Raw genomic sequence first — 21169 nt, 5'->3', positions numbered from 1 at the left:
ATGTTACTAAATCAACAATTAGTACAGCAATTTGTAGCACATGCCATTTCATATGGTGATTATGAACAAGCAGACGCTATGTACATTCAAAACCAATTGCTACGTATATTAAATGCAACAGGTATTGATACTGTAAATGAGATACAATTAAGTGAAAATGCAACCGCAAATATGATTGCTCAGTATTGGATAGAGCAAGCGATTAATGAACAAAGGTTAGAGGATACCATTTATATAAAGGAAATAGTGGAAGCCCAAATATTAGATTTAATAACGCCACGACCTTCAGTGGTTAACCGCAAGTTTAAGGAAGCGTATAAACAATCACCAGAAGCAGCAACCAATTACTTTTATGAAATAACTAAACGCAATCATTACGTAAAAGAAGATGCGATTGCCAATAACATAAATTATGAAGTTCAAACAGAATACGGTGCAATTGAGATTACAATTAATTTATCTAAACCTGAAAAAGATGCTAAGCAAATTGCAAAAGCAAAAGCTGAACCGACAAAAAATTATCCTAAATGCGCATTATGCATAGAAAATGAAGGATACGAAGGCTCAGTAACGCAGGCGGCTCGGACAAACCATCGTATTATACATTTAGACTTAGGTGGTAAGTCATGGGGGTTCCAGTATTCTCCTTATGCCTATTTTCAAGAACACAGTATTGTGTTGTCAGAACAACATGTGCCTATGGAAATTAATCAACAAACGTTTATCAATTTATTAGATTTTATTGAACAATTTCCACATTATTTTATTGGTTCCAATGCAGATATCCCATTAGTAGGTGGGTCGATATTATCCCATAATCATTATCAATCTGGTAAACATATATTTCCTATGGATAACGCAGCAGAAATCGAAAGATTTACAATGGAAGGATTTACATCAGTGTCTGCAAGTACATTAAATTGGCCAATGAGTGTCATAAGACTGAAATGTGAAGATCGAGATGAATTGATCAAAGCGGCAACACATGTGATGAATGTATGGAATCAATACACAGACGAAACGATAGACGTAAGAGCATTCGGTAAAGATGGGGAAAGACATCATACAGTGACACCGATTTCCCGATATAGACAAGGTCAATATGAATTAGATATCGTTTTAAGAGACAACCAAACCTCTGCACAATTTCCAGATGGCATCTTCCATCCGCATGCAGATGTACAACATATTAAAAAAGAAAATATTGGTTTAATAGAAGTGATGGGGACAGCAATATTGCCCGGTCGATTGAAAGAGGAATTACAACAAGTAAAAGCCTATCTACTCGGTGACAACCAATTAGATTTGGGTGTACATCAACAGTGGGCGGACCAAATGAAGCAAACATACAATATAAATAAACAACATATTGATGAAATAATTAATAAGGAAGTTGGTTATAAATTCAAACGTGTCTTAGAGGATGCAGGTGTTTTTAAAAATACTGAAAGCGGACAGCAAGCATTTAATCGTTTCATAAACCATTTGTGATGAACTTGAGCGTCTACAGCTAGTTGAAGGATAGTTACAGATGATATATATTGCACGCAAAGCATCGTGCTATCATATTGTTATTTAAATGAGAGCAGAAGTAAGAAATCAAAGTAATCATTTTGGTTTCATATTTCTGTTCTTTTAATTTCCCATTTATGAGCATATAATAAATTAAAAAGGAGTGATTATTTTGAAAATTAGAGTTAAGCATTTAATTATTTCATTTCTTGTGATATGTCTTGTGTTAGCAGGATGTTCAAATGATGATAATAAGGATAATAGTAAAGCAAAAAATAATAAATCAACACAAACATTGCATGTTTCTGCAGCAGCAAGTCTAACTGATGTTACAAAAGATTTAGAAAAAGCATTTAAGAAAAAGCATAAAGATGTTGATGTTTCTTTTAACTATGGAGGATCAGGTGCGCTAAGACAACAAATTGAAAAAGGTGCGCCAGTAGATGTGTTTATGTCTGCTAATACGAAAGATGTAGATGCGCTAGCCGATAAAGACAAAGCACGAAATACATATGAATATGCTCAAAACCAATTAGTGTTAATCGGTGTAAAAGATAGCAATTATCATTCAGTTGCTGATATTAAAAGAGATGATAAATTAGCAATTGGCGAAGCGAAATCTGTGCCTGCAGGTAAATATGCTGAACAATATTTAAAAGATAACAACTTGTTTGATAAAGTGAAGTCCAATTTGGTATATGCAAAAGACGTGCGCCAAGTATTAAACTATGTAGAAAAGGGTAATGCTCAATTAGGTTACGTTTATAAAACAGACTTATATCAATCGCAACAAAATGGTGATAGTAAGGTTAAAGAAATTAATACAACTGATTTGAAAAAACCGATTACATATAAATCAGCAACAACAACAGATAATAAATTAGCAAAAGAATGGATCAATTTCTTGAAAACAAATAAGGCTAAAGATATATTAAAAAAATACAAATTTGATGCATAGGAGGTTTTAGCAATGCCAGATATCATACCATTTTGGATATCGCTCAAAGTAGCCATTATTAGTACTATAGTTGTTACTGTTATTGGTATATGTATATCAAAATGGTTATATAGGCGCCACGGTATCATTGCTAGAATCCTAGAGAGTTTGATTGTGTTACCCATTGTGCTACCACCAACAGTGATGGGCTTTATCTTATTGATCGTCTTTTCACCGAGAAGTTATGTCGGAGCATTCTTTGCTAACGTATTACATTTACCAGTAGTGTTTACATTGACTGGTGCAGTTATTGCAGCTGTGATTGTCAGCTTTCCAATGATGTATCAGCATACGGTTCAAGGATTCAGAAGTATAGATAACAAAATGCTTAATACGGCTAGAACGATGGGAGCGAGCGAAAGTAAAATATTTTTCAAATTAATATTGCCGTTATCTAAACGTTCAATATTATCTGGTATAATGATGAGCTTTGCTCGTGCGATTGGTGAGTTTGGTGCTACACTTATGGTAGCTGGTTATATTCCTAATAAGACTAATACCTTGCCTTTAGAGATTTATTTCTTGGTTGAACAAGGTAAAGAAAATCAAGCATGGTTATGGGTCATTGTATTGGTAGCATTTGCAATAACTGTTATTGGTACGCTTAACCTATTAAATAAGGATCGTTATCGGGAGGTGGATTAATTGTTATCTATTCATTTAAATCATCTGCTAAAAGAAACACCATTAAAAATAAATATTAATGATGACCAACCTAAGATATATGCGATTAAAGGTCCATCAGGTATTGGTAAGACGACAATATTGAATATGATTGCTGGTTTAAGACAAGCGGATAGAGCCTTTATACAACTTAATGAACACATCATTTCAGATACGGAACATGCGGTTGATGTTAAAATTCAACAACGCAATATAGGCTATCTATTCCAAGATTATCAACTTTTTCCGCATATGGATGTATTCCACAATATCACTTTTATGGCAGAACCCACAGAGCACATTAGTAAATTGATGCAACAGTTAAATATTGACCATTTAAAAAATCAATATCCTGTGCGTTTATCAGGTGGTGAAGCACAACGTGTAGCGTTAGCTAGGACACTGAGTACAAGACCAGACTTAATTTTGTTAGATGAACCCTTTTCAAGTCTAGATGATTCGACTAAGGATGAGAGTATTCAACTTGTTCGACATATATTTGAAAAGTGGAAAATCCCTATCATATTCGTTACACATTCTAATTATGAAGCTGCTTCATTAGCTCATGAAGTCATCAATATTGGTTAGCCATACGATAAATGACAAAATGGATTACTTAGTATAACCTGTATAACACCCTAATAGTTATGCAGGTTTTTGTATAGGTAGAAGATGGGGGAGTCATCCTAGCATGTAAGTTGAGCGTAGTTTTAATTATAATAAATTTCATATTTTTAGTGGGGTGTATAAATGAAGATAGAGTTTTTAGGTACGTCAGGTGGCGTGCCATCACTTTATAAAACACAATCGCAGCATTCAGAGGCACTACATAGAACTGGTCCTGCAATTTATATTCATGATCTTCAAGTATTAATTGATACATCAGAAGATATATTTTATCAATTACGTCGTTCGCAAATTTATGATATAAAATATGGTATATATTCACATTGGCATCCAGACCACACGATGGGCATAAGGATTTGGGAAACGTTAAATTATGATTTTATAAACAAAGTGCCACAGTCAAAAACATCAAAAATATTCCTTACTGAGCAACAAAAGAGTGATTTTAAAAAATATTTTGGTCACTGGGAACATTTGAATTACCTTTGTGAATTGGGCGTAATAGAAAAAGAAATTATTGCTAATAATGGCCAAATACAAATCGGTGAAGCTACTATCGAATGGATTCAACTTGCAGAAGAGATTGCATTTGGATTTTATATTTCGACCTCAACACAGCGTATTTTAATTATTCCTGATGAAATTAAAGATTTTAAACCAATAGATAAATTGAAAAATGTTGATATTGCGATTTTACCCTTTGGTAGTAATGAAGTTAATCCAGTTACAAAGGAACGTATACATGAAGCGGGGATGCTTGAAGCATTAAACGAGACTCGATTTGAAGAAAGTGTTGGAATTGCTCGTGAAATCAATGCAACTCATACGTATTTCACACATATAGAAGCCACGGAAAGTTTAAATAAATCACAAATCAGAATATTAGAACAGCAATTAAAGGACGACGGATTGTCTGCAGTCATTGCATATGATGGGTTACAGATAATAACTTAATATAGTATAAACATAAATAAGTACCCTTCAATATAAACACATAAAAGTATTAATACTGAAGGGTACTTTAATAATTTGATTATTGAAAGATATTATTGGGAGGGTGTATTGTCGGGAATTGGAAAATAGTCGAAGATTTCACCAGAATGCAGTGCTTCTGATAAAGTAGATAACCAAGCATAATACATTTTGGAATGTTCAATTTGCTCTAAGATTTTATTTGCGTCTTCAACTAAATCTGGGTCTGCATTATCGGAATGTATCATAGGGAGTAACAATTTTTCGGCACGCTGAATTGCTTCTAAATTCAATTTAATTTCTCGATTCCATTTTTGTGAGAAAAAATTACCAAAGAATGTAAAGAAGTCTTTTTCTGCAGTGAAATGTTGTTTTCTACTGCCTCTTATAAATTGTTGTTTTACGCCATCAAACTCTTGTAATCGTTTAACACCAGCACTCATACTTGGTTTGCTCATCTGTAATTCATGACGCATTTCATCTAAAGTCATGCTCTTTTGTTCGAAAACCATCGTTCCATATAAATTGCCTACACTCCGATTTACACCATAAAGATCCATTGTTTCCCCAATAGAGTTAATTACGATATCTTTCGCTTCCTCTAACTGTTGCTCAAAGTTTTTTGCTCGCGCCATGAATTCACCTCAAAATAGTATTTAATTAATTGTACCATGAAGATAAGTTAATAAGATATCTTTAATATTTTAAAATGCTTTATCTTTAATTGAAAAATGCGCGTTGTATGATTGTTTTAAAATGTAATTAGCGATTAGGGAAAACACTACTTGTTATAATCTTAACTGCTAACCGTTGTTACATTGCAGTCCAAGATTTATAATAGAAACAATGATATAAAGAGAGGGTTATTTGTGTGGCACAAGATCGATATTCAAGACAAATATTATTTAAACATATCGGATTGGATGGACAGGACAAAATTATGCAAGGACATATACTAATTATTGGTATGGGTGCGTTAGGTACTCATCTTGCTGAATCTTTAGTACGATCTGGTATAGGGGAACTTACGATTGTTGATAGGGATTATATTGAACATAGTAATCTTCAAAGACAAACATTATTTACAGAAGCAGACGCTGATGCTGCATTGCCTAAAGTTATTGCGGCAGAAAAAAGCTTATTAACAATACGAAAAGATTTGCGCATACACAGTCATATTGCGCATGTTGATCGTCAATTTTTAGAGGAATATGGTAAAAATATTTCTGTTATTTTAGATGCGACGGATAATTTTGAAACGCGTCAATTAATTAATGATTTTGCATATCAACAAAACAAACCGTGGATATATGGCGGGGTGGTACAAAGCACTTATATTGAAGCGGCATTTATACCTGGCACGACACCTTGCTTTAACTGTATGGTACCCCAATTACCAATGTTAAATATGACTTGTGATACTGTTGGGGTCATACAACCGGCTGTATCCATGACGACAAGTTTACAAACGCGTGATGTATTGAAGTTACTGGTTGAACAAAGCGTTGATACTAAAGTGACTTATGGAGATTTATGGGATGGGACGCATAGGCAATTTGGATTTAGTAAGTTGTACAGAACAGAATGTTCAACTTGTGGTACAAACCCAACCTATCCTTATTTAAATGAGACCAAGCGACAATATGCTAGTTTATGTGGTAGAGATACAGTGCAATACGACAATCCTAATATTTCCCAGGAAATGCTTGCCATATTTTTAAATCAACACAACATTGCCTTTAAACGCAATCCTTACATGCTTCAATTTCAATATAAAGATTATCGTATTGTAAGTTTCAAAGGTGGCCGAATGCTTATACATGGGATGAGCCGTCCACAAGAAGCAATTAACTTAATGAATCAATTATTTGGATAAATGGAGGGATTACATGCACACAAAGGTACAATTAGATAAAGATATTAGATGTGCTATTTTAACAGTTTCCGATACAAGAGATTTTGAAACGGATAAGGGCGGTCAATTAGTTAAATCATTACTATCTGATTTAAATGTTACTATAGCGAAGCAACACTATCGTATTGTTAAAGATGAGCAAAGCGCTATTCAGCATCAATTGCAACAATGGTTAAAGGAAGAAGTTGATGTCATCATCACAACTGGAGGCACAGGTATTGCTCAACGAGATGTCACAATAGAAGCAGTTTCTACATTAATCACTAAAGAAATTGAAGGCTTCGGTGAATTATTTAGATACCTAAGTTATGCAGAGGATGTAGGGTCACGTGCATTATTATCTAGAGCTATTGCAGGTACTGTTGGTAACAAAATCATTTTTAGTATTCCTGGTTCTACAGGTGCTGTTAAATTAGCATTAAACAAGCTCATAAAACCAGAACTAAATCATCTTGTAAATGAAGTTACCAAATAAAAAAGAACGAGGTATAGCAAAATACTAGTTTTCTAAAACTGCATTTTGCAACTTCGCTCTTAAATTTATTGTTAATCTTGGCGTAGGTAATCACCGGATTTACCACCAGATTTGGATAATAAATATGTTTCGCCGATAACCATACTCTTATCTAGCGCTTTTGTCATATCGTATACAGTGAGCGCAACGGCAGATGCAGCAGTTAGCGCTTCCATTTCAACCCCTGTTTTACCAGTAGTTGAGACAGTTACTCGTATGTTTAGCGTAAACGAGGCTTTATTTTCTTGCCAATTGAACGATACATCAATACCAGTAAGGGGTAATGGGTGACACATAGGTATAATATCGGCAGTATTTTTAGCGGCCATGATACCAGCGATTTGAGCTGTGTTTAGAACATTCCCTTTTTTATTCGTATGATCGACAATTTGGTTATGAATTTCTGAGTTAACTGTAATGCTTGAATGTGCGACAGCTATGCGTTTGGTAATATTTTTATTAGAGACATCTACCATTTTAGCGTTGCCTTGTTCATTTATATGTGTAAATTCAGACAAAGTATCCCTCCTAATCGTTTTCTAGTATATCACGAATTTAAATTATATAAGGAGTAGATTTAAATGCCAGTTGAGAAAAGAAATCCAATTCCTGTTAGTGAAGCCATTGAACGTGTAGTAAATCAAGAAATATATACAAAACAAATTGAAGTTCCTTTAAATGAAAGCATGAACCATATATTAGCCGAAGATATGATTGCAACTCATGAAATTCCACGCTTTAATAAGTCACCTTATGATGGCTTTGCTATTCGAAGTATCGATACTAATGGTGCGAGTGGTGAACACCGTATTAGGTTTAATGTGATTGACCACATTGGAGCAGGATCTGTATCTGAAAAAGAAGTAGGTGCTTTTGAAGCTGTCCGTATTATGACAGGTGCAGCTTTACCAGAAGGAGCTGATGCAGTAGTTATGTTAGAACAAACTATTGAAGACGGTGAAACATTTACTCTGAGGAAGTCATTTGAGCATAATGAAAATGTTTCTTTAAAGGGTGAGGAAACAGGTATTGGAGATATTGTATTGCAAAAGGGGCAAGTAATTAATTCTGGTGCTATTGCTGTGCTAGCCACATACGGTTATACACAAGTAAAAGTCAATGAGAAACCAAGTGTAGGTGTTATAGCGACGGGTAGTGAATTATTGGACGTAGGTGATGCATTAGAAGCAGGGAAAATTAGAAATTCTAATGGACCAATGATAACCGCTTTATCACAAAAATTGGGATTAAATGTAGTTGCTTATCAAATTCAAAAAGACGATTTGGAAAGCAGTATTCAAGTAGTTACTAAAGCCATGGATAAACATGATATTGTTATCACAACAGGCGGTGTGTCGGTAGGTGATTTTGATTACCTGCCACAGATTTATGACGCGCTAAATGCTAAAGTGCTATTTAATAAAATTGCTATGCGACCAGGTAGTGTCACTACTGTAGCTATAGCTGATGGAAAATATCTCTTTGGTTTATCTGGTAATCCTTCAGCTTGTTATACTGGTTTTGAGCTATATGTTAAGCCGGCAGTACTTCATATGATGGGCGCAAATACAATATATCCTCAGGTCGTACAGGCGACATTGATGGAAGATTTTAAAAAGGCAAACCCATTCACACGATTTATTCGAGCAACAGCTACATTTAATGGTAAAGAAATGACAGTTGTCCCATCTGGATTTAATAAATCAGGTGCTGTCGTTGCCATTGCACACAGTAATGCAATGATTATGCTACCAGGTGGAACTAGAGGGTACAAACAAGGACATACAGTTAATGTTATTTTGACAGAATCACAGGCTTACGAAATGGAATGCTTTATATGATATTACAAATAGTAGGTCATAAAAATTCTGGTAAAACAACACTGATGTCATACACGATAAACTTTTTGAAGGCACATCAGTTATCCGTTGCAACAATAAAACATCATGGACAAGCCCAATCGAACTTTGAAGAAGCGGATATTACGCTACAAAATGATCAAGTTGACCATATGAAACATTTTAATGCTGGAGCAGATCAAAGTATTGTTCAAGGACGGTTTTATCAACAGTCAGTAACAAGAAATGAAAATCAAAGTCTTGAGGAAATACTTGGTGAATCTGTTACAATAGACTGTAACGTTATTCTTGTAGAAGGTTTTAAATCTGCCGCTTATGATAAAGTAGTTGTGTATAAAAATGAGCAAGAACGTCAAACTTTAAGTCGACTGGCAAATGTTAAATATTTTGTGAATTTAAGAGATAAGGATGCATTGCATTTGTATCATCAATGGCTATGTAATTATTTTAAAATAAAAGGAAGACATTAAATGAAACAATTTGAAGTCATACATGATCCAATACAACCTGAACTTTATAGACCGTATGTGCTTGATGAAAATCAAGGCGCCGTGGTGGTTTTTACAGGTCACGTAAGGGAATGGACTAAAGGTATTAAAACAGAATACTTAGAATATGAAGCTTATATTCCGATGGCAGAGAAAAAACTAGCACAAATAGGTAATGAAATAACGCAACAATGGCCTGGAACAAAAACGGCCATTGTCCACAGAATAGGACCCTTAAATATATCAGATATTGCTGTACTCATTAGCGTATCTTCACCCCATCGTAAAGATGCATACAAGGCCAATGAATACGCTATTGAACGTATTAAGGAAATTGTACCAATATGGAAGAAAGAAATATGGGAAGATGGGGCACAGTGGCAAGGCCATCAACATGGAAGTCATTATGATGCAGTTGAGGAGGAACAGTAAATATGAGAATACTGTACTTTGCAGAATTAAAAGAAATTTTAGGTATGCAATCTGAAATAATTGATTTAAGTTACGATTTAACCGTAGATGAATTTATCAACGATTTATTTAATCGCTATCCACAAATTAAGGGTAAACAATTTCAAATTGCAGTAAACGAAGAATTTGTCAAAAATAATGACGTCGTATGTCAAAATGATACAGTGGCACTAATTCCACCAGTTAGCGGAGGGTAAAAGACATGAAAGCAATTATACTTGCCGGAGGACAATCAGAAAGATTCGGTGAACCAAAGGCTTTTGCTCAAATAAACGGGCAATCATTTTATAAGAGAATTATCGATGTATTAGAAGGTACAAATATGTTCAATCAAATTATTATTAGTACTAATGAGACATTAGCTGCTCAATTTGATCATTCTGATATTATCATTGATGAAAATAAAAATAGAGATAAAGGTCCTTTGGCAGGTATTCGGTCAGTGATTCAACAATATGAAAATGAAGAACTATTCTTTGTCATTTCAGTGGATACACCCATGATTACCCAGAAAGCTATTAGTAAACTATATCAGTTTATGGTAGAACATCTTATAGAAGATCAATTAGATATTGCTGGTTTTAAGGAACAAGGCAGCCCGATACCGACCATTGCTTTTTATAGTCCACATACGCTAACTTGCATTGATAAGGCATTAAATTCAAATGATTATAGTTTGAAGAATGTATACAGTCATGTTAAAAGTGACTGGCTAGACGTAGATATGGTTGAATCACCAGATTACTGGTATAAAAATATAAATTATCAACAAGATTTGGACTCTTTACAACAAGATATATTAAATAGATAAGGAGGCCTAATATTATGGTAGAACAAATAACTGATAAACTCGGCCGTCCGATTCGTGATTTAAGATTGTCAGTTACAGACCGTTGCAACTTTCGTTGTGATTATTGCATGCCAAAAGAGATATTTGGGGATGACTTTGTATTCTTGCCTAAAGATGAGTTACTGACATTTGATGAAATGGTACGTATTTCACGTGTTTATACACAATTAGGTGTGAAAAAAATAAGAATTACAGGTGGAGAACCCTTATTAAGACGTGATTTAGATAAACTGATATATAAATTAAATCAATTAGAAGGTGTCGAGGACATTGGTTTGACGACAAATGGTTTACTATTAAAAAAACACGGACAAAAATTATATGATGCAGGTTTAAGACGTATTAATGTTAGTCTTGATGCAATAGACGATGCGGTGTTCCAAGCCATAAACAATAGAAATATTAAAGCTACTACGATTTTGCAACAAATTGATTATGCAGTTTCAATAGGATTCCAAGTGAAAGTGAATGTGGTTATACAAAAAGGTGTAAATGATGATCAAATTGTACCGATGATTCAATATTTTAAAGATAAAGACGTACAAATACGATTTATTGAATTTATGGATGTTGGTAACGATAACGGTTGGGATTTTAGTAAGGTAGTATCAAAAGACGATATGCTAGAAATGATAGAACAGAACTTTGATATTGAGCCAGTTGAACCTAAATATTATGGAGAAGTTGCTAAGTATTATCGACATAAAGATAATAAAGCCCAATTTGGGTTGATCACTAGTGTTTCTCAATCATTCTGTTCCACATGTACACGTGCACGTCTTTCTTCGGATGGTAAATTTTATGGATGTTTATTCAGCACTGTAGAGGGGTTTGATGTTAAGTCATTTATGCGCAATGGCGCAACCGACAATGACTTAATGGATCAATTTAAAGCGCTGTGGAATATAAGAGATGATCGTTATTCTGATGAACGTACGGAACAAACCGTTGCTAATAGAAAGCATAAAAAAATTAATATGAATTATATTGGTGGGTAATCGCTATATAATAAAGTAAAATGACGTCACAAACAATAGACTGTGACGTCATTTTACTTTGTCTTCAATGCATTACACTTAATAATATGGGAATTGTTTACTGAAAACGAGCGTTTAGTTTTGCAAAATAATAATTTTAATAAAACTTGTTAATTTAAATTTAAACATGTTGAGTAACACAAATTTTTTAAGATGTTCATTTGAGATTATATAAATAATATTCAATAGAAGATTTTATTTATCTGTTTAAATAAAAATAATAGATTAAATGAAGAAAGTGTTATATAATACTTTTGAAGCTTATTCATTAAATAAAGCCATAGAACACAACTAGAGTAGTCAATAAGGAGGCCATTTTTTATGGAAAGTAAAGTATCATATTTTATAACTTCTGAAAGAGCGTTAAGCCAATTAAAACATTGGTTAAAATCTACGCATCATTTATCAATAGAAGAGTTTGTCGTGTTATACAAAGTTTATGAAGCTAAGAAAATTAGCGGTAAAGAATTAAGGGATACCTTACATTTTGAAATGCTTTGGGACACAAGTAAGATTGATGTGATAATTAGAAAGATTTATAAAAAGGAACTTATATCTAAAGTACGTTCAGAGACAGACGAAAGACAAGTTTTTTACTATTATAACGATGTTCAGATAAAGCTAATAGATGATATTATTAATGAAATTGAAAAAATTCAAATCGCTCAATAGCATCATGCCTAAATAAATAAAAACCAGTCGATAAATCAAAATGACTAATCGACTGGTTTTTATTTTTAATAGGCATTTAAATTTTTAACCTTACTACCATGTACAAAATGGTAAATTATTGCTGTGATTAAGACGATTACAGCCATAATTGCATATAATTGCGCATAGCTTACTACAGATGTGAAGAACCCTAATACATAAGGTCCAAAGCCTAAACCTAAATCAAGACCGATAAAGTAGGTTGAAGTCGCAATACCATATTTAGCCGGAGGGGAAACTTTAATTGCAATGGCCTGCATACATGACGATATATTGCCATAACCAGCGCCTAAGAACAGACCTGCAAGTATGAGTAACCAACCATTGTTTGTAATACTTAGAGTAAGGAAGGTAATAATTAAGAATATAAACGATGGATAAGCAACGACATTCTCATTTTTCTGATCCATGAGACGGCCAGCTACTGGACGTGTAATGAGTGATGCGATTGCATAAAATATAAAGAAGTAACTTGAAATCGCTACTAGATTCATTTCTTGAGCGAAAAATTGTAAGAATGTAAGGATTGACGAATAAGTTAAACCAGAAATCAACATTATTACTGCTACTGGTACAGCCTCTTTGGCAATATAATTGTTAATATTGAATTTTTTGGGTGTACTCGTTTGTTTTTTAGATATTGTTTTACTTTCCACTTCAAATTGTAAGTTAACAAAGAAAGAAATAATCAAACTGATAATGCCGCAAAGTAAACAAATTGAAAATAATAATTTAATTGGGAAGGTATTGATTAGTAATAAACCAAAGAACGGTCCAATTGCTGCCCCAATAACTAAACTTAAAGAGAATAAACTAATACCTTCGCTTTTTCTATCATTAGGTGTAACATAAGCTGCTATCGTTCCTGTTGCAGTGGTAGTGATGCCTGTAGCAATACCATTGACAAGTCTTGTTATCATTAAAAAAGCTAATGAACCTTCGATAAAATAAAATAGTTGTGTAATGATTAAAAAAACTAAACCAATTAATAAAATACGCTTCGGTCCAACTTGATTAACGTATTTTCCAGTCGTAAATCTACCGATTAATGAACCAATAATGAATAGTCCTGATACGAGTCCAGCAACGCTATCGGACGCGTTGTACTCTGCTTTCGTATAACTTGCAATAATAACAATAAGTAGATACATACAAAGGTAAATTAAAAAGTTAGTTAAAAAGTTAATATTAAAACTTTTGGTCCAAATAGGTGATTTCAGAGATGCAGATTGATTCATATTACATTTCCTCCATATTTAAAATTTGTTCATGGATCTTTTGAATTACTTGAATAGTACGTTTAAGTTCCTCATCAGATAAACCTGTGTTTTCAATAATTTCATCTTGTATAGCACAAATGCGTGTATTAATAGCATCAAATAGTTGTTGTCCCTCTTCGGAAAAAGATAATAACTTTTCTCTTTTATCCACTCCGGGTTCAATGATCAATAATGATTTTTCAGAAAGTACTTTTAATATCTTTCGCGTAGTTGGTTTTTCGATTGCTCGACGTTTTGATATTTGCACGAGTGTTGTGGGAGCGTTTTGTGCAATATCTTTTAATATCAACCATTGTGCTGGATAAACATCAAATTCTTCAAATATTGGCTGAAAATATTTAGTGTATGGTCTATAGATAGCAGTTAAATTATTGAATATACTTTGTGAATCCATATGATCCTCCTAGATAGTTAGCTTAGCTAACCTATTTAATAACAAACAATATTATAAACCTTTTGAAAGGATAAAGCAATAGTATTTATTCATAAGTTACCTTAATAGTGATTATATATAGCAAGAATGAACTAACCTCCCTTTGCAAAACCAGGACTTAAATTTGTGCATACGTAAGAGAGGAATGGTGGCATTATTTGTAAAGAGAAGCACTATAGAAAGTATAAACAAGTATAAAAGAAAATTTCGGTTTCTATTTTTTTAAAAGATGGGTTATCACAAGTAAAGTGGTATGCAATTTGTTATGATAAAGGTGAAGGTAAGCGTTGGAAGAAGGGGGAGCAATGCATGCAATATTTAAAATTAGACCATATCATCCATTACATTCATCATTTAGAAAATTTCAAATTTCCGGGGCATTTATTTACTTTAAATCAAGGTGGCCAACATGAACGGTTGGGTACATATAATAGACTAGCGTACTTAGAAAACGCATATTTAGAATTGTTAGATGTTTATAAACCCGAAACCCTACAAAAAATTGTTAAAACAGATGAAGGTCGAGTATCATTTCCGTCTAAAATTGTACAAGATCATTATAGTCAGGGAATGAAAACATTAGCCTTGAGCACAACAAATATCAATCAACTTAAGGAAGAACTAGAAGGTAAGGGGATAGATGTTATTGGACCAGTTGATATGCATAGAGAAAATATAAAAGGTGATAAAACAGCGTGGAAATTATTGTATATTGCTGACCCTGATTACAGAGTGAAGCCGCCGTTTTTTATACAATGGGAAGAGCGTGAACAAAAGAGAGATGAAAAATTACAAGCACTACGTCAAAATGAATTTACAATTAAATCCATTGATTTGCACAGTACTGAGCGGAGACACACAGTGAACAAATGGCGTCATTGGTTTGATATGGAAGTAGTTAGTGAAGATAATAAAGTCACAATACTTAAATTGAATAATAATGATGTATTGTTCAAAATTAGTGACGGCCCGAATTCGGGGTATAAATCGGTGACAATCAAAGATAGTAAAACGACGTCTCCGTATACTTTAATCATCAGAGGTTTGAGTTATAAATTTGAGGCAGATTAATAAATATAAACATAAGCACTATGAGCAATAATGAATATGTGTATCAATGAAATAATAAGTGTTAAAATAGTTAAGTAAGTGGAAAATTTATTAGTACGTAATAAAAGTAAGTAAACAGATATTACAAAAGATAAAGCCGCTAAAATAATTCTTAAACTTAAATATGAAATTGTAAGTGGTTCAATAAAGGCATGAATTATGAAAATCAAATTAATGATAAATAATAAACCAATAATAATACTACGCATATTAACACCTCATTTCTAAACTTAGTATAGTATATCAAATGAGTAAATTCTATGTGAAAGATTACTAAAGACATTATATAATATCAAAGTATTGAATGGATAAAGGAGACATCAGTTTTATGGAAAAAATGAACATTACCAACCAGACACATGATGCATTTGTTAAAGCGCATCCCCAAGGTGATTTATTACAATTAACCCAATGGGCAGAAACCAAAAAACTAACTGGATGGTATTCTAGACGTATTGCAGTAGGAGAAAATGGTGAAGTAGTTGGAGTAGCGCAACTTTTATTTAAAAAAGTACCTAAGTTGCCTTATACACTCTGCTATATTTCAAGAGGATTTGTGACCGATTATAGTAATAAGCTAGCATTAGAAACGTTGTTGGAAGCTGCAATGCAAATAGCTAAAGAGGAAAAAGCATATGCTATTAAGATAGATCCAGATGTTGAAGTGGATAAAGGTGCAGATGCTTTGTCGAACTTAAGCGCACTTGGTTTTAAACACAAAGGATTTAAAGAAGGCTTATCTAAAGATTATATACAGCCAAGAATGACAATGATTACACCTATAGCACAGACTGATGAAGAATTAATTCAAAGTTTTGAACGTAGAAACCGTTCAAAAGTGAGGTTAGCATTAAAGCGAGGAACTACAGTTGAACGTTCAAATAGAGAAGGTTTAAAAACATTTGCTAATTTAATGCAAATTACAGGTGAAAGAGATGGATTTTTAACAAGAGATATTAGTTATTTCGAGAATATTTATGATGCTTTACATCCTGATGGTGATGCCGAGTTATTTTTAGTGAAATTAGCACCAAAACCTGTCTTAAAAGATTTAAGACAAGAAATGTTTGATTTAGAAAATGAAAAAGCAAAACTTGCAGAAAAAAAACAAGATAAGAAAACACTTAATAAACTAAATGATGTTGATAATAAAATTGCTAAAACACAAGAACTTATAGATGAAATGGTTGCTTTAGAATCAACACACCCTGAAGGTGTTTATCTATCTGGTGCGTTATTAATGTTTGCTGGTAAAAAATCGTATTATTTATATGGGGCCTCATCAAATGAATATCGTAATTTCTTACCAAATCATCACATGCAATTTGCTATGATGCAATATGCTAGAGAACACGGTGCTACATCCTATGACTTTGGTGGTACAGATAATAATCCAGATAAAGATTCAGATCATTATGGATTGTGGACATTTAAAAAAGTTTGGGGAACTTATTTAAGTGAAAAAATTGGGGAGTTTGACTATATTTTAAACAAGCCGTTATATCAAATCATAGAAAATATTAAACCGAAATTGACAAAAGCAAAAATAAAAGTGTCTCGTAAATTAAAAAAATAATAATTTTTACTTTTTAAGTACAAATATATATGCGCTATAAAGTGTTAGAATACTTTGATTCAACTTTATAGTGCGTTTTTTGTGTGAAGGTATGTCTTGTTACACGTTTAATTATTACGATAATTGCAATACAAACATTATAAATAATGACTATTGATTTAGTATTAATAAGTACATATTTTTGATATCACACTTGTGATAAATTAGAAGTGTTAAAAGGAAACCTGAAAGGAGCGAAATGAATGATAAAAAAGTTGTTGCAATTTTCATTAGGAAATAAATTCGCAATATTTCTAATGGTTTTGTTAGTTATACTTGGCGGCGTATACGCAAGTTCGAAAATGAAACTAGAGCTGTTACCGGATGTAGAACCACCAATGATTACAGTACAAACAACAATGCCGGGCGCTACACCTGAAACTGTAAAAGAGGATGTAAGTGATAAGATTGATGATCAAATCAGATCTATGGCTGGTGTTAAGAATGTGAATGCTCAGTCAATCCAGAATGCCTCGATGGTCACAGTTGAATACGAAGAAGGTACAGATTTAGATAAAGTAGAGAATGAACTTAAAAAAGAATTAGATAAAATAAAATTTAACGAAAACGTAGAAGAGCCTGAGTTAACGAGAAGTTCTATGGATGCTTTCCCAATTGTTGCATACTCACTCACTACAAATGATAATAACTTAAAAGATACAACAAGTAGGATTAATAATCAGTTATTACCTAAGCTACAAACCATTGATGGCGTTCAAAATGCACAACTTAATGGACAAACGTCTAGAGAAGTATCTATAAAATTTGACCAAGACAAATTAGAAAAGAGTGGATTAACTAAAGACAGCGTCCAACAATACTTGAAAAGTGCTACAAGTGAAACACCGCTGGGCCTTTTTCAATTTAATGACACTGAGAAATCTGTAGTTATTGATGGTCAATTCAAGTCAGTTAATGCACTAGAAAACTTAGATATTCCGCTAACTGCTGCGGCTGGCACAAGTGGCGGTCAATCACAAGAAGGTGATGCAACATCAAGCAAAGGTGCTGGACAACAAAGTAGTTCTGCAGCTCAATCTGCAAGCGGTACTTCAAGTAGTCAATCAAGTGGTAGTGACATACCTTCAGTTAAACTGAAAGATATTGCACAAGTATCAGCAGGTGATGAGAGAGCATCAATATCTAAAACAAATGGTAAAGATGCGGTTAATGTTCAAATCACGAAAGCACAGGATGCCAATACAGTCCAAGTCGCAAAAGATACTAAAAAAGAAATTGATAAATTTGTAAAAGAAAATCCCAAGCTGGTTGCTACAAAGGTTATGGATACAGCTAAGCCAATAGAAGATGCACTGTATACAATGATAGAAAAAGCAGCACTCGGTACCATTGTGGCGATTATAGTCATCTTACTATTTTTGAGAAATATTAGAACGACGGCCATTTCAATCGTATCTATACCAATGTCTATTTTAATTGCTATGGTTGCGTTAAAATTATCAGATGTTTCGCTAAATATTTTAACACTAGGGGCACTAACTGTTGCGATTGGTCGTGTTATCGATGATTCAATCGTTGTTGTTGAAAATATTTATAGAAGATTATCAGATAAAGCAGAGTCACTCAAAGGTGATCGTCTAATTGTAAGTGCAACAAGTGAAGTGTTTAAGCCAATCATGTCATCAACAATCGTTACAATTATTGTATTTTTACCATTAGCGTTTGTAAGTGGTTCTGTTGGGGAAATGTTTAGACCATTTGCACTTGCGATCGCATTTAGCTTATTAGCTTCACTGCTCGTATCAATTACCATTGTGCCAGCGTTAAGTGCGACTTTCTTTAAAAAAGGTGTGAAACATCACAAAAAAGAAGAATCCTTAGGGTTAATCGGTAGAAAGTATAAAGCAATATTAAGCTGGTCGTTAAATCATAAATGGATTGTTATGATTATCAGCACAGTAATTTTAATTGCCAGTATTGGGCTTGGTGCTGCTAAATTAGGCACGAGTTTTATTTCTGCTGGTGAGGATAAATATATGGCATTGACTTATACACCTAAACCTGGAGAAACACAAGAAGGTATATTAAAACATGCAGAGCAAGTGCAAAAATATTTAAACAGTAAAGATAAAGTGCGTACAGTTCAATATTCTGTAGGTGGACCAACGCCAAATGATCCTAGTGGAAATTCTAATAGCCTAGCGATTATGGTAGCATATGCTACAAATACACCTAATTTTGATAAAGAACCGGATAAAGTATTACAGCATATTGAAAAATATAAACATCCGGGTGAGTGGACAAATCAAGATATGGGTACAGGCGGCAGTAATAATGCATTAGAAATTGCAGTCACTGGGCCTTCGTTAGATGCGATTAAAGGTACAGTAACTAAAGTTGAAGATAAAATGAAGGACGTTAGTGGAATGGCTAATGTCAAGTCAGATTTAACACAAACATATGATCAATACAATGTGAAAATAGATCAGAATAAAGCAGCAAGTTATGGATTATCTGCCTCACAATTAGCAATGACTTTAAATCAGAATACGCCTGAAGAAAGTGTGACAACAGTTAAAGAAAAAGGCAAATCTATTGATGTGAAAATTAAAGAAGATAAGCAAACAGATTGGACAAAAGATAAGCTAGAACATACAGAATTACAAGCTCCTACAGGACAATCCGTTGAATTAAGTGATATCGCTAAGTTAGAATCATCAACAACGCCAAATAAAATTGAAACGAAAGCAGGAGATTATACTGCAACGGTTTCATCAAAAATTACGAATGACGATGTTGGTGGTACTTCACAAAAAGTAATGTCAAAAATAAATCAAATTGAAACACCAAATAATGTAAAAATTAATGTCGGCGGCGCAAATGAAGATATAAGTAATGCGATTACACAATTAGCATTAGCAATGTTAGCTGCAATTATCATTGTATATCTCGTGCTTGTATTAACATTTAAGGGTGCACTTGCACCATTCACCATTTTATTCTCATTACCATACACGATTATAGGTGTAGTTGTTGCTTTAGTTATAACTGGAGAGACGATTTCTGTGCCAAGTATGATAGGAATGCTAATGCTTATTGGTATTGTGGTAACAAATGCCATTGTATTAATTGATAGAGTCATTAATAAGGAAAAACAAGGCATTGAAATGAAAGCTGCGTTACTAGAAGCAGGCGGTACGCGTATTAGACCTATTTTAATGACTGCACTTGCGACAATAGGCGCACTTGCCCCGATGTTGTTCGGTGAAGACAGTTCAATTATTATTTCTAAAGGTATGGCTGCAACTGTTGTAGGTGGCTTAATTTCATCTACATTACTAACGCTCATAGTTGTTCCAGTTATATATGAAATATTATTTACACTTAAGGCAAAGATATTCAGCAGAAAAAAATAATAGCTTCAATGTGAGTAATATAGCAATCTAATATATTAAAAATTTCCATCATTTCACTAACTCAATAAATGACAAGAGGCTTAGACAATTAAAATTGTCTAAGCCTCTATTGTTGATAAGCCAAATATTTGAACGTTCTATTAATATAAAACTAATGTTAAAATAGCATAGATAACAAATAAAATAATACTAATAATATTTAATATTTGAATAGCTTTTTGGTCTTTCTTACTGTGTTTGAAAGCAGTGATTTCAACATTACCAACCAATAATATTAATATTATGAATACCCACCAGTTAATTGCGGGGAATGATAATGTAGTGATTGCAACAACAAATAATAAGAGTAAGGCCATGATTATACGTAAAATACGCGTTATTATAGTATCCATTCTAAATATGCTTATGTAACATACAATTAGATAGAGAACTGGTAAAAAGATAAGATATAGTTGCATTTGATTACATCCTTTCTATGTTCGCACTTAATCTTAGCATGTAAAAATGATATTTACTAGGTTGTTTACTTACGTTCTTTTTGGTTAATTTCTGAACGTACAGATGCAATCTCTTGTTCTATTTCTTCGAGTTGCTTCACTAATGGGTCGACTGATTGATTTACAGATTCTCTTTTTTCTAGATCACCTTGCAATCTAACATAATCATATTTGAGTTCAGCTAATTTATCATTTAAATCCATTGTTGTACACTCCTTTATGCGTAGAAAAAGCCTACAGC

General features: G+C 33.3%; 23 protein-coding genes. 17 read left to right on the top strand and 6 right to left on the bottom strand.

What is annotated here, in order from left to right; genetic code table 11:
- From galT to BTJ66_RS03990, 5 genes are all read left to right on the top strand, one after another.
- On the top strand, positions 1-1491 hold the full coding sequence (gene galT, locus BTJ66_RS04010; RefSeq protein ID WP_099089686.1) for a UDP-glucose--hexose-1-phosphate uridylyltransferase: 1491 nt from the start codon (positions 1-3) through the stop codon (positions 1489-1491).
- Positions 1492-1690: 199 nt separating this feature from the next.
- Positions 1691-2470, top strand: a complete 780-nt coding sequence (gene modA / locus BTJ66_RS04005; RefSeq protein ID WP_099089789.1) for a molybdate ABC transporter substrate-binding protein — start codon at positions 1691-1693, stop codon at positions 2468-2470.
- 12 nt (positions 2471-2482) lie between these two features.
- Positions 2483-3154, top strand: coding sequence for a molybdate ABC transporter permease subunit (gene modB, locus BTJ66_RS04000; RefSeq protein ID WP_099089685.1), 672 nt, complete (start codon positions 2483-2485; stop codon positions 3152-3154).
- On the top strand, positions 3155-3760 hold the full coding sequence (locus BTJ66_RS03995) for an ATP-binding cassette domain-containing protein (protein ID WP_099089684.1): 606 nt from the start codon (positions 3155-3157) through the stop codon (positions 3758-3760).
- A 162-nt stretch (positions 3761-3922) separates the two neighbouring features.
- A complete protein-coding gene (locus BTJ66_RS03990; protein WP_099089683.1) occupies positions 3923-4753 on the top strand; it encodes an MBL fold metallo-hydrolase in 831 nt (276 codons plus the stop codon).
- A gap of 92 nt (positions 4754-4845) precedes the next feature.
- Here BTJ66_RS03990 and cudC read toward each other — a convergent pair whose 3' ends face one another.
- Positions 4846-5406, bottom strand: coding sequence for a choline uptake/conversion transcriptional regulator CudC (gene cudC, locus BTJ66_RS03985; RefSeq protein WP_099089682.1), 561 nt, complete (start codon positions 5404-5406; stop codon positions 4846-4848).
- Between the two features lie 236 nt (positions 5407-5642).
- On the opposite strand from cudC, the gene BTJ66_RS03980 reads away from it, so the two are divergent.
- Positions 5643-6647, top strand: a complete 1005-nt coding sequence (locus BTJ66_RS03980) for a ThiF family adenylyltransferase (RefSeq protein WP_099089681.1) — start codon at positions 5643-5645, stop codon at positions 6645-6647.
- A 13-nt stretch (positions 6648-6660) separates the two neighbouring features.
- Positions 6661-7161 carry a MogA/MoaB family molybdenum cofactor biosynthesis protein gene (locus BTJ66_RS03975; protein WP_099089680.1) on the top strand — a complete coding sequence of 167 codons (501 nt, stop codon included), beginning with the start codon at positions 6661-6663 and terminating at the stop codon, positions 7159-7161.
- 71 nt (positions 7162-7232) lie between these two features.
- Here BTJ66_RS03975 and moaC read toward each other — a convergent pair whose 3' ends face one another.
- The gene (gene moaC / locus BTJ66_RS03970; protein ID WP_099089679.1) at positions 7233-7718 is read right to left on the bottom strand and encodes a cyclic pyranopterin monophosphate synthase MoaC; all 486 of its coding nucleotides are present in this window, start codon (positions 7716-7718) and stop codon (positions 7233-7235) included.
- A 63-nt stretch (positions 7719-7781) separates the two neighbouring features.
- Here moaC and BTJ66_RS03965 point away from each other — a divergent pair, with 63 nt between their 5' ends.
- The 7 genes from BTJ66_RS03965 to BTJ66_RS03935 all read left to right on the top strand — a co-directional run bounded on the left by BTJ66_RS03965 (position 7782) and on the right by BTJ66_RS03935 (position 12577).
- Complete coding sequence (locus BTJ66_RS03965; RefSeq protein WP_099089678.1) at positions 7782-9041, top strand: molybdopterin molybdotransferase MoeA; 1260 nt, start codon at positions 7782-7784, stop codon at positions 9039-9041.
- The gene (mobB, locus tag BTJ66_RS03960) at positions 9038-9529 is read left to right on the top strand and encodes a molybdopterin-guanine dinucleotide biosynthesis protein B (RefSeq protein WP_099089677.1); all 492 of its coding nucleotides are present in this window, start codon (positions 9038-9040) and stop codon (positions 9527-9529) included. The genes BTJ66_RS03965 and mobB overlap by 4 nt, the downstream gene beginning before the upstream one ends.
- Positions 9530-9979: a molybdenum cofactor biosynthesis protein MoaE gene (locus tag BTJ66_RS03955; RefSeq protein WP_099089676.1), complete on the top strand. Its 450-nt coding sequence runs from the start codon at positions 9530-9532 to the stop codon at positions 9977-9979.
- 2 nt (positions 9980-9981) lie between these two features.
- Positions 9982-10215, top strand: a complete 234-nt coding sequence (gene moaD / locus BTJ66_RS03950; protein WP_099089675.1) for a molybdopterin converting factor subunit 1 — start codon at positions 9982-9984, stop codon at positions 10213-10215.
- 5 nt (positions 10216-10220) lie between these two features.
- A complete protein-coding gene (gene mobA, locus BTJ66_RS03945; protein WP_099089674.1) occupies positions 10221-10829 on the top strand; it encodes a molybdenum cofactor guanylyltransferase MobA in 609 nt (202 codons plus the stop codon).
- Between the two features lie 14 nt (positions 10830-10843).
- Positions 10844-11866, top strand: a complete 1023-nt coding sequence (gene moaA / locus BTJ66_RS03940; RefSeq protein WP_099089673.1) for a GTP 3',8-cyclase MoaA — start codon at positions 10844-10846, stop codon at positions 11864-11866.
- Positions 11867-12226: 360 nt separating this feature from the next.
- Positions 12227-12577 carry a SarA family transcriptional regulator gene (locus BTJ66_RS03935; RefSeq protein WP_099089672.1) on the top strand — a complete coding sequence of 117 codons (351 nt, stop codon included), beginning with the start codon at positions 12227-12229 and terminating at the stop codon, positions 12575-12577.
- Positions 12578-12642: 65 nt separating this feature from the next.
- On the opposite strand, the gene BTJ66_RS03930 is transcribed toward BTJ66_RS03935, so the two are convergent.
- Together BTJ66_RS03930 and BTJ66_RS03925 are read right to left on the bottom strand one after the other, a co-directional pair.
- A complete protein-coding gene (locus tag BTJ66_RS03930) occupies positions 12643-13854 on the bottom strand; it encodes an MFS transporter (RefSeq protein ID WP_099089671.1) in 1212 nt (403 codons plus the stop codon).
- A gap of 1 nt (position 13855) precedes the next feature.
- Positions 13856-14290, bottom strand: a complete 435-nt coding sequence (locus BTJ66_RS03925) for a MarR family winged helix-turn-helix transcriptional regulator (protein ID WP_099089670.1) — start codon at positions 14288-14290, stop codon at positions 13856-13858.
- Between the two features lie 348 nt (positions 14291-14638).
- Here BTJ66_RS03925 and BTJ66_RS03920 point away from each other — a divergent pair, with 348 nt between their 5' ends.
- The 3 genes from BTJ66_RS03920 (at position 14639) to BTJ66_RS03905 (ending at position 20431) form a co-directional block, all read left to right on the top strand.
- The gene (locus BTJ66_RS03920) at positions 14639-15400 is read left to right on the top strand and encodes a VOC family protein (protein ID WP_099089669.1); all 762 of its coding nucleotides are present in this window, start codon (positions 14639-14641) and stop codon (positions 15398-15400) included.
- 367 nt (positions 15401-15767) lie between these two features.
- Complete coding sequence (locus BTJ66_RS03910; RefSeq protein ID WP_099089667.1) at positions 15768-17015, top strand: lipid II:glycine glycyltransferase FemX; 1248 nt, start codon at positions 15768-15770, stop codon at positions 17013-17015.
- Between the two features lie 242 nt (positions 17016-17257).
- Positions 17258-20431, top strand: coding sequence for an efflux RND transporter permease subunit (locus BTJ66_RS03905; RefSeq protein ID WP_099089666.1), 3174 nt, complete (start codon positions 17258-17260; stop codon positions 20429-20431).
- Between the two features lie 140 nt (positions 20432-20571).
- Here BTJ66_RS03905 and mspA read toward each other — a convergent pair whose 3' ends face one another.
- Positions 20572-20889 (bottom strand): membrane stabilizing protein MspA, encoded by a 318-nt coding sequence (mspA, locus tag BTJ66_RS03900; protein WP_099089665.1) that lies wholly within the window; start codon positions 20887-20889, stop codon positions 20572-20574.
- A 65-nt stretch (positions 20890-20954) separates the two neighbouring features.
- Entirely contained in the window at positions 20955-21131 is a 177-nt protein-coding gene (locus tag BTJ66_RS13620; RefSeq protein WP_099089664.1) for an SE1832 family protein, read from the bottom strand.
- Positions 21132-21169: the final 38 nt, after the last annotated feature.

Origin of the sequence: Staphylococcus edaphicus (assembly GCF_002614725.1) — a bacterium.
Taxonomy (GTDB): Bacteria; Bacillota; Bacilli; order Staphylococcales; family Staphylococcaceae; genus Staphylococcus; species Staphylococcus edaphicus.
Note: the sequence above shows the minus strand (reverse complement) of the source record. Positions and strands in the feature narration are given on the sequence as shown.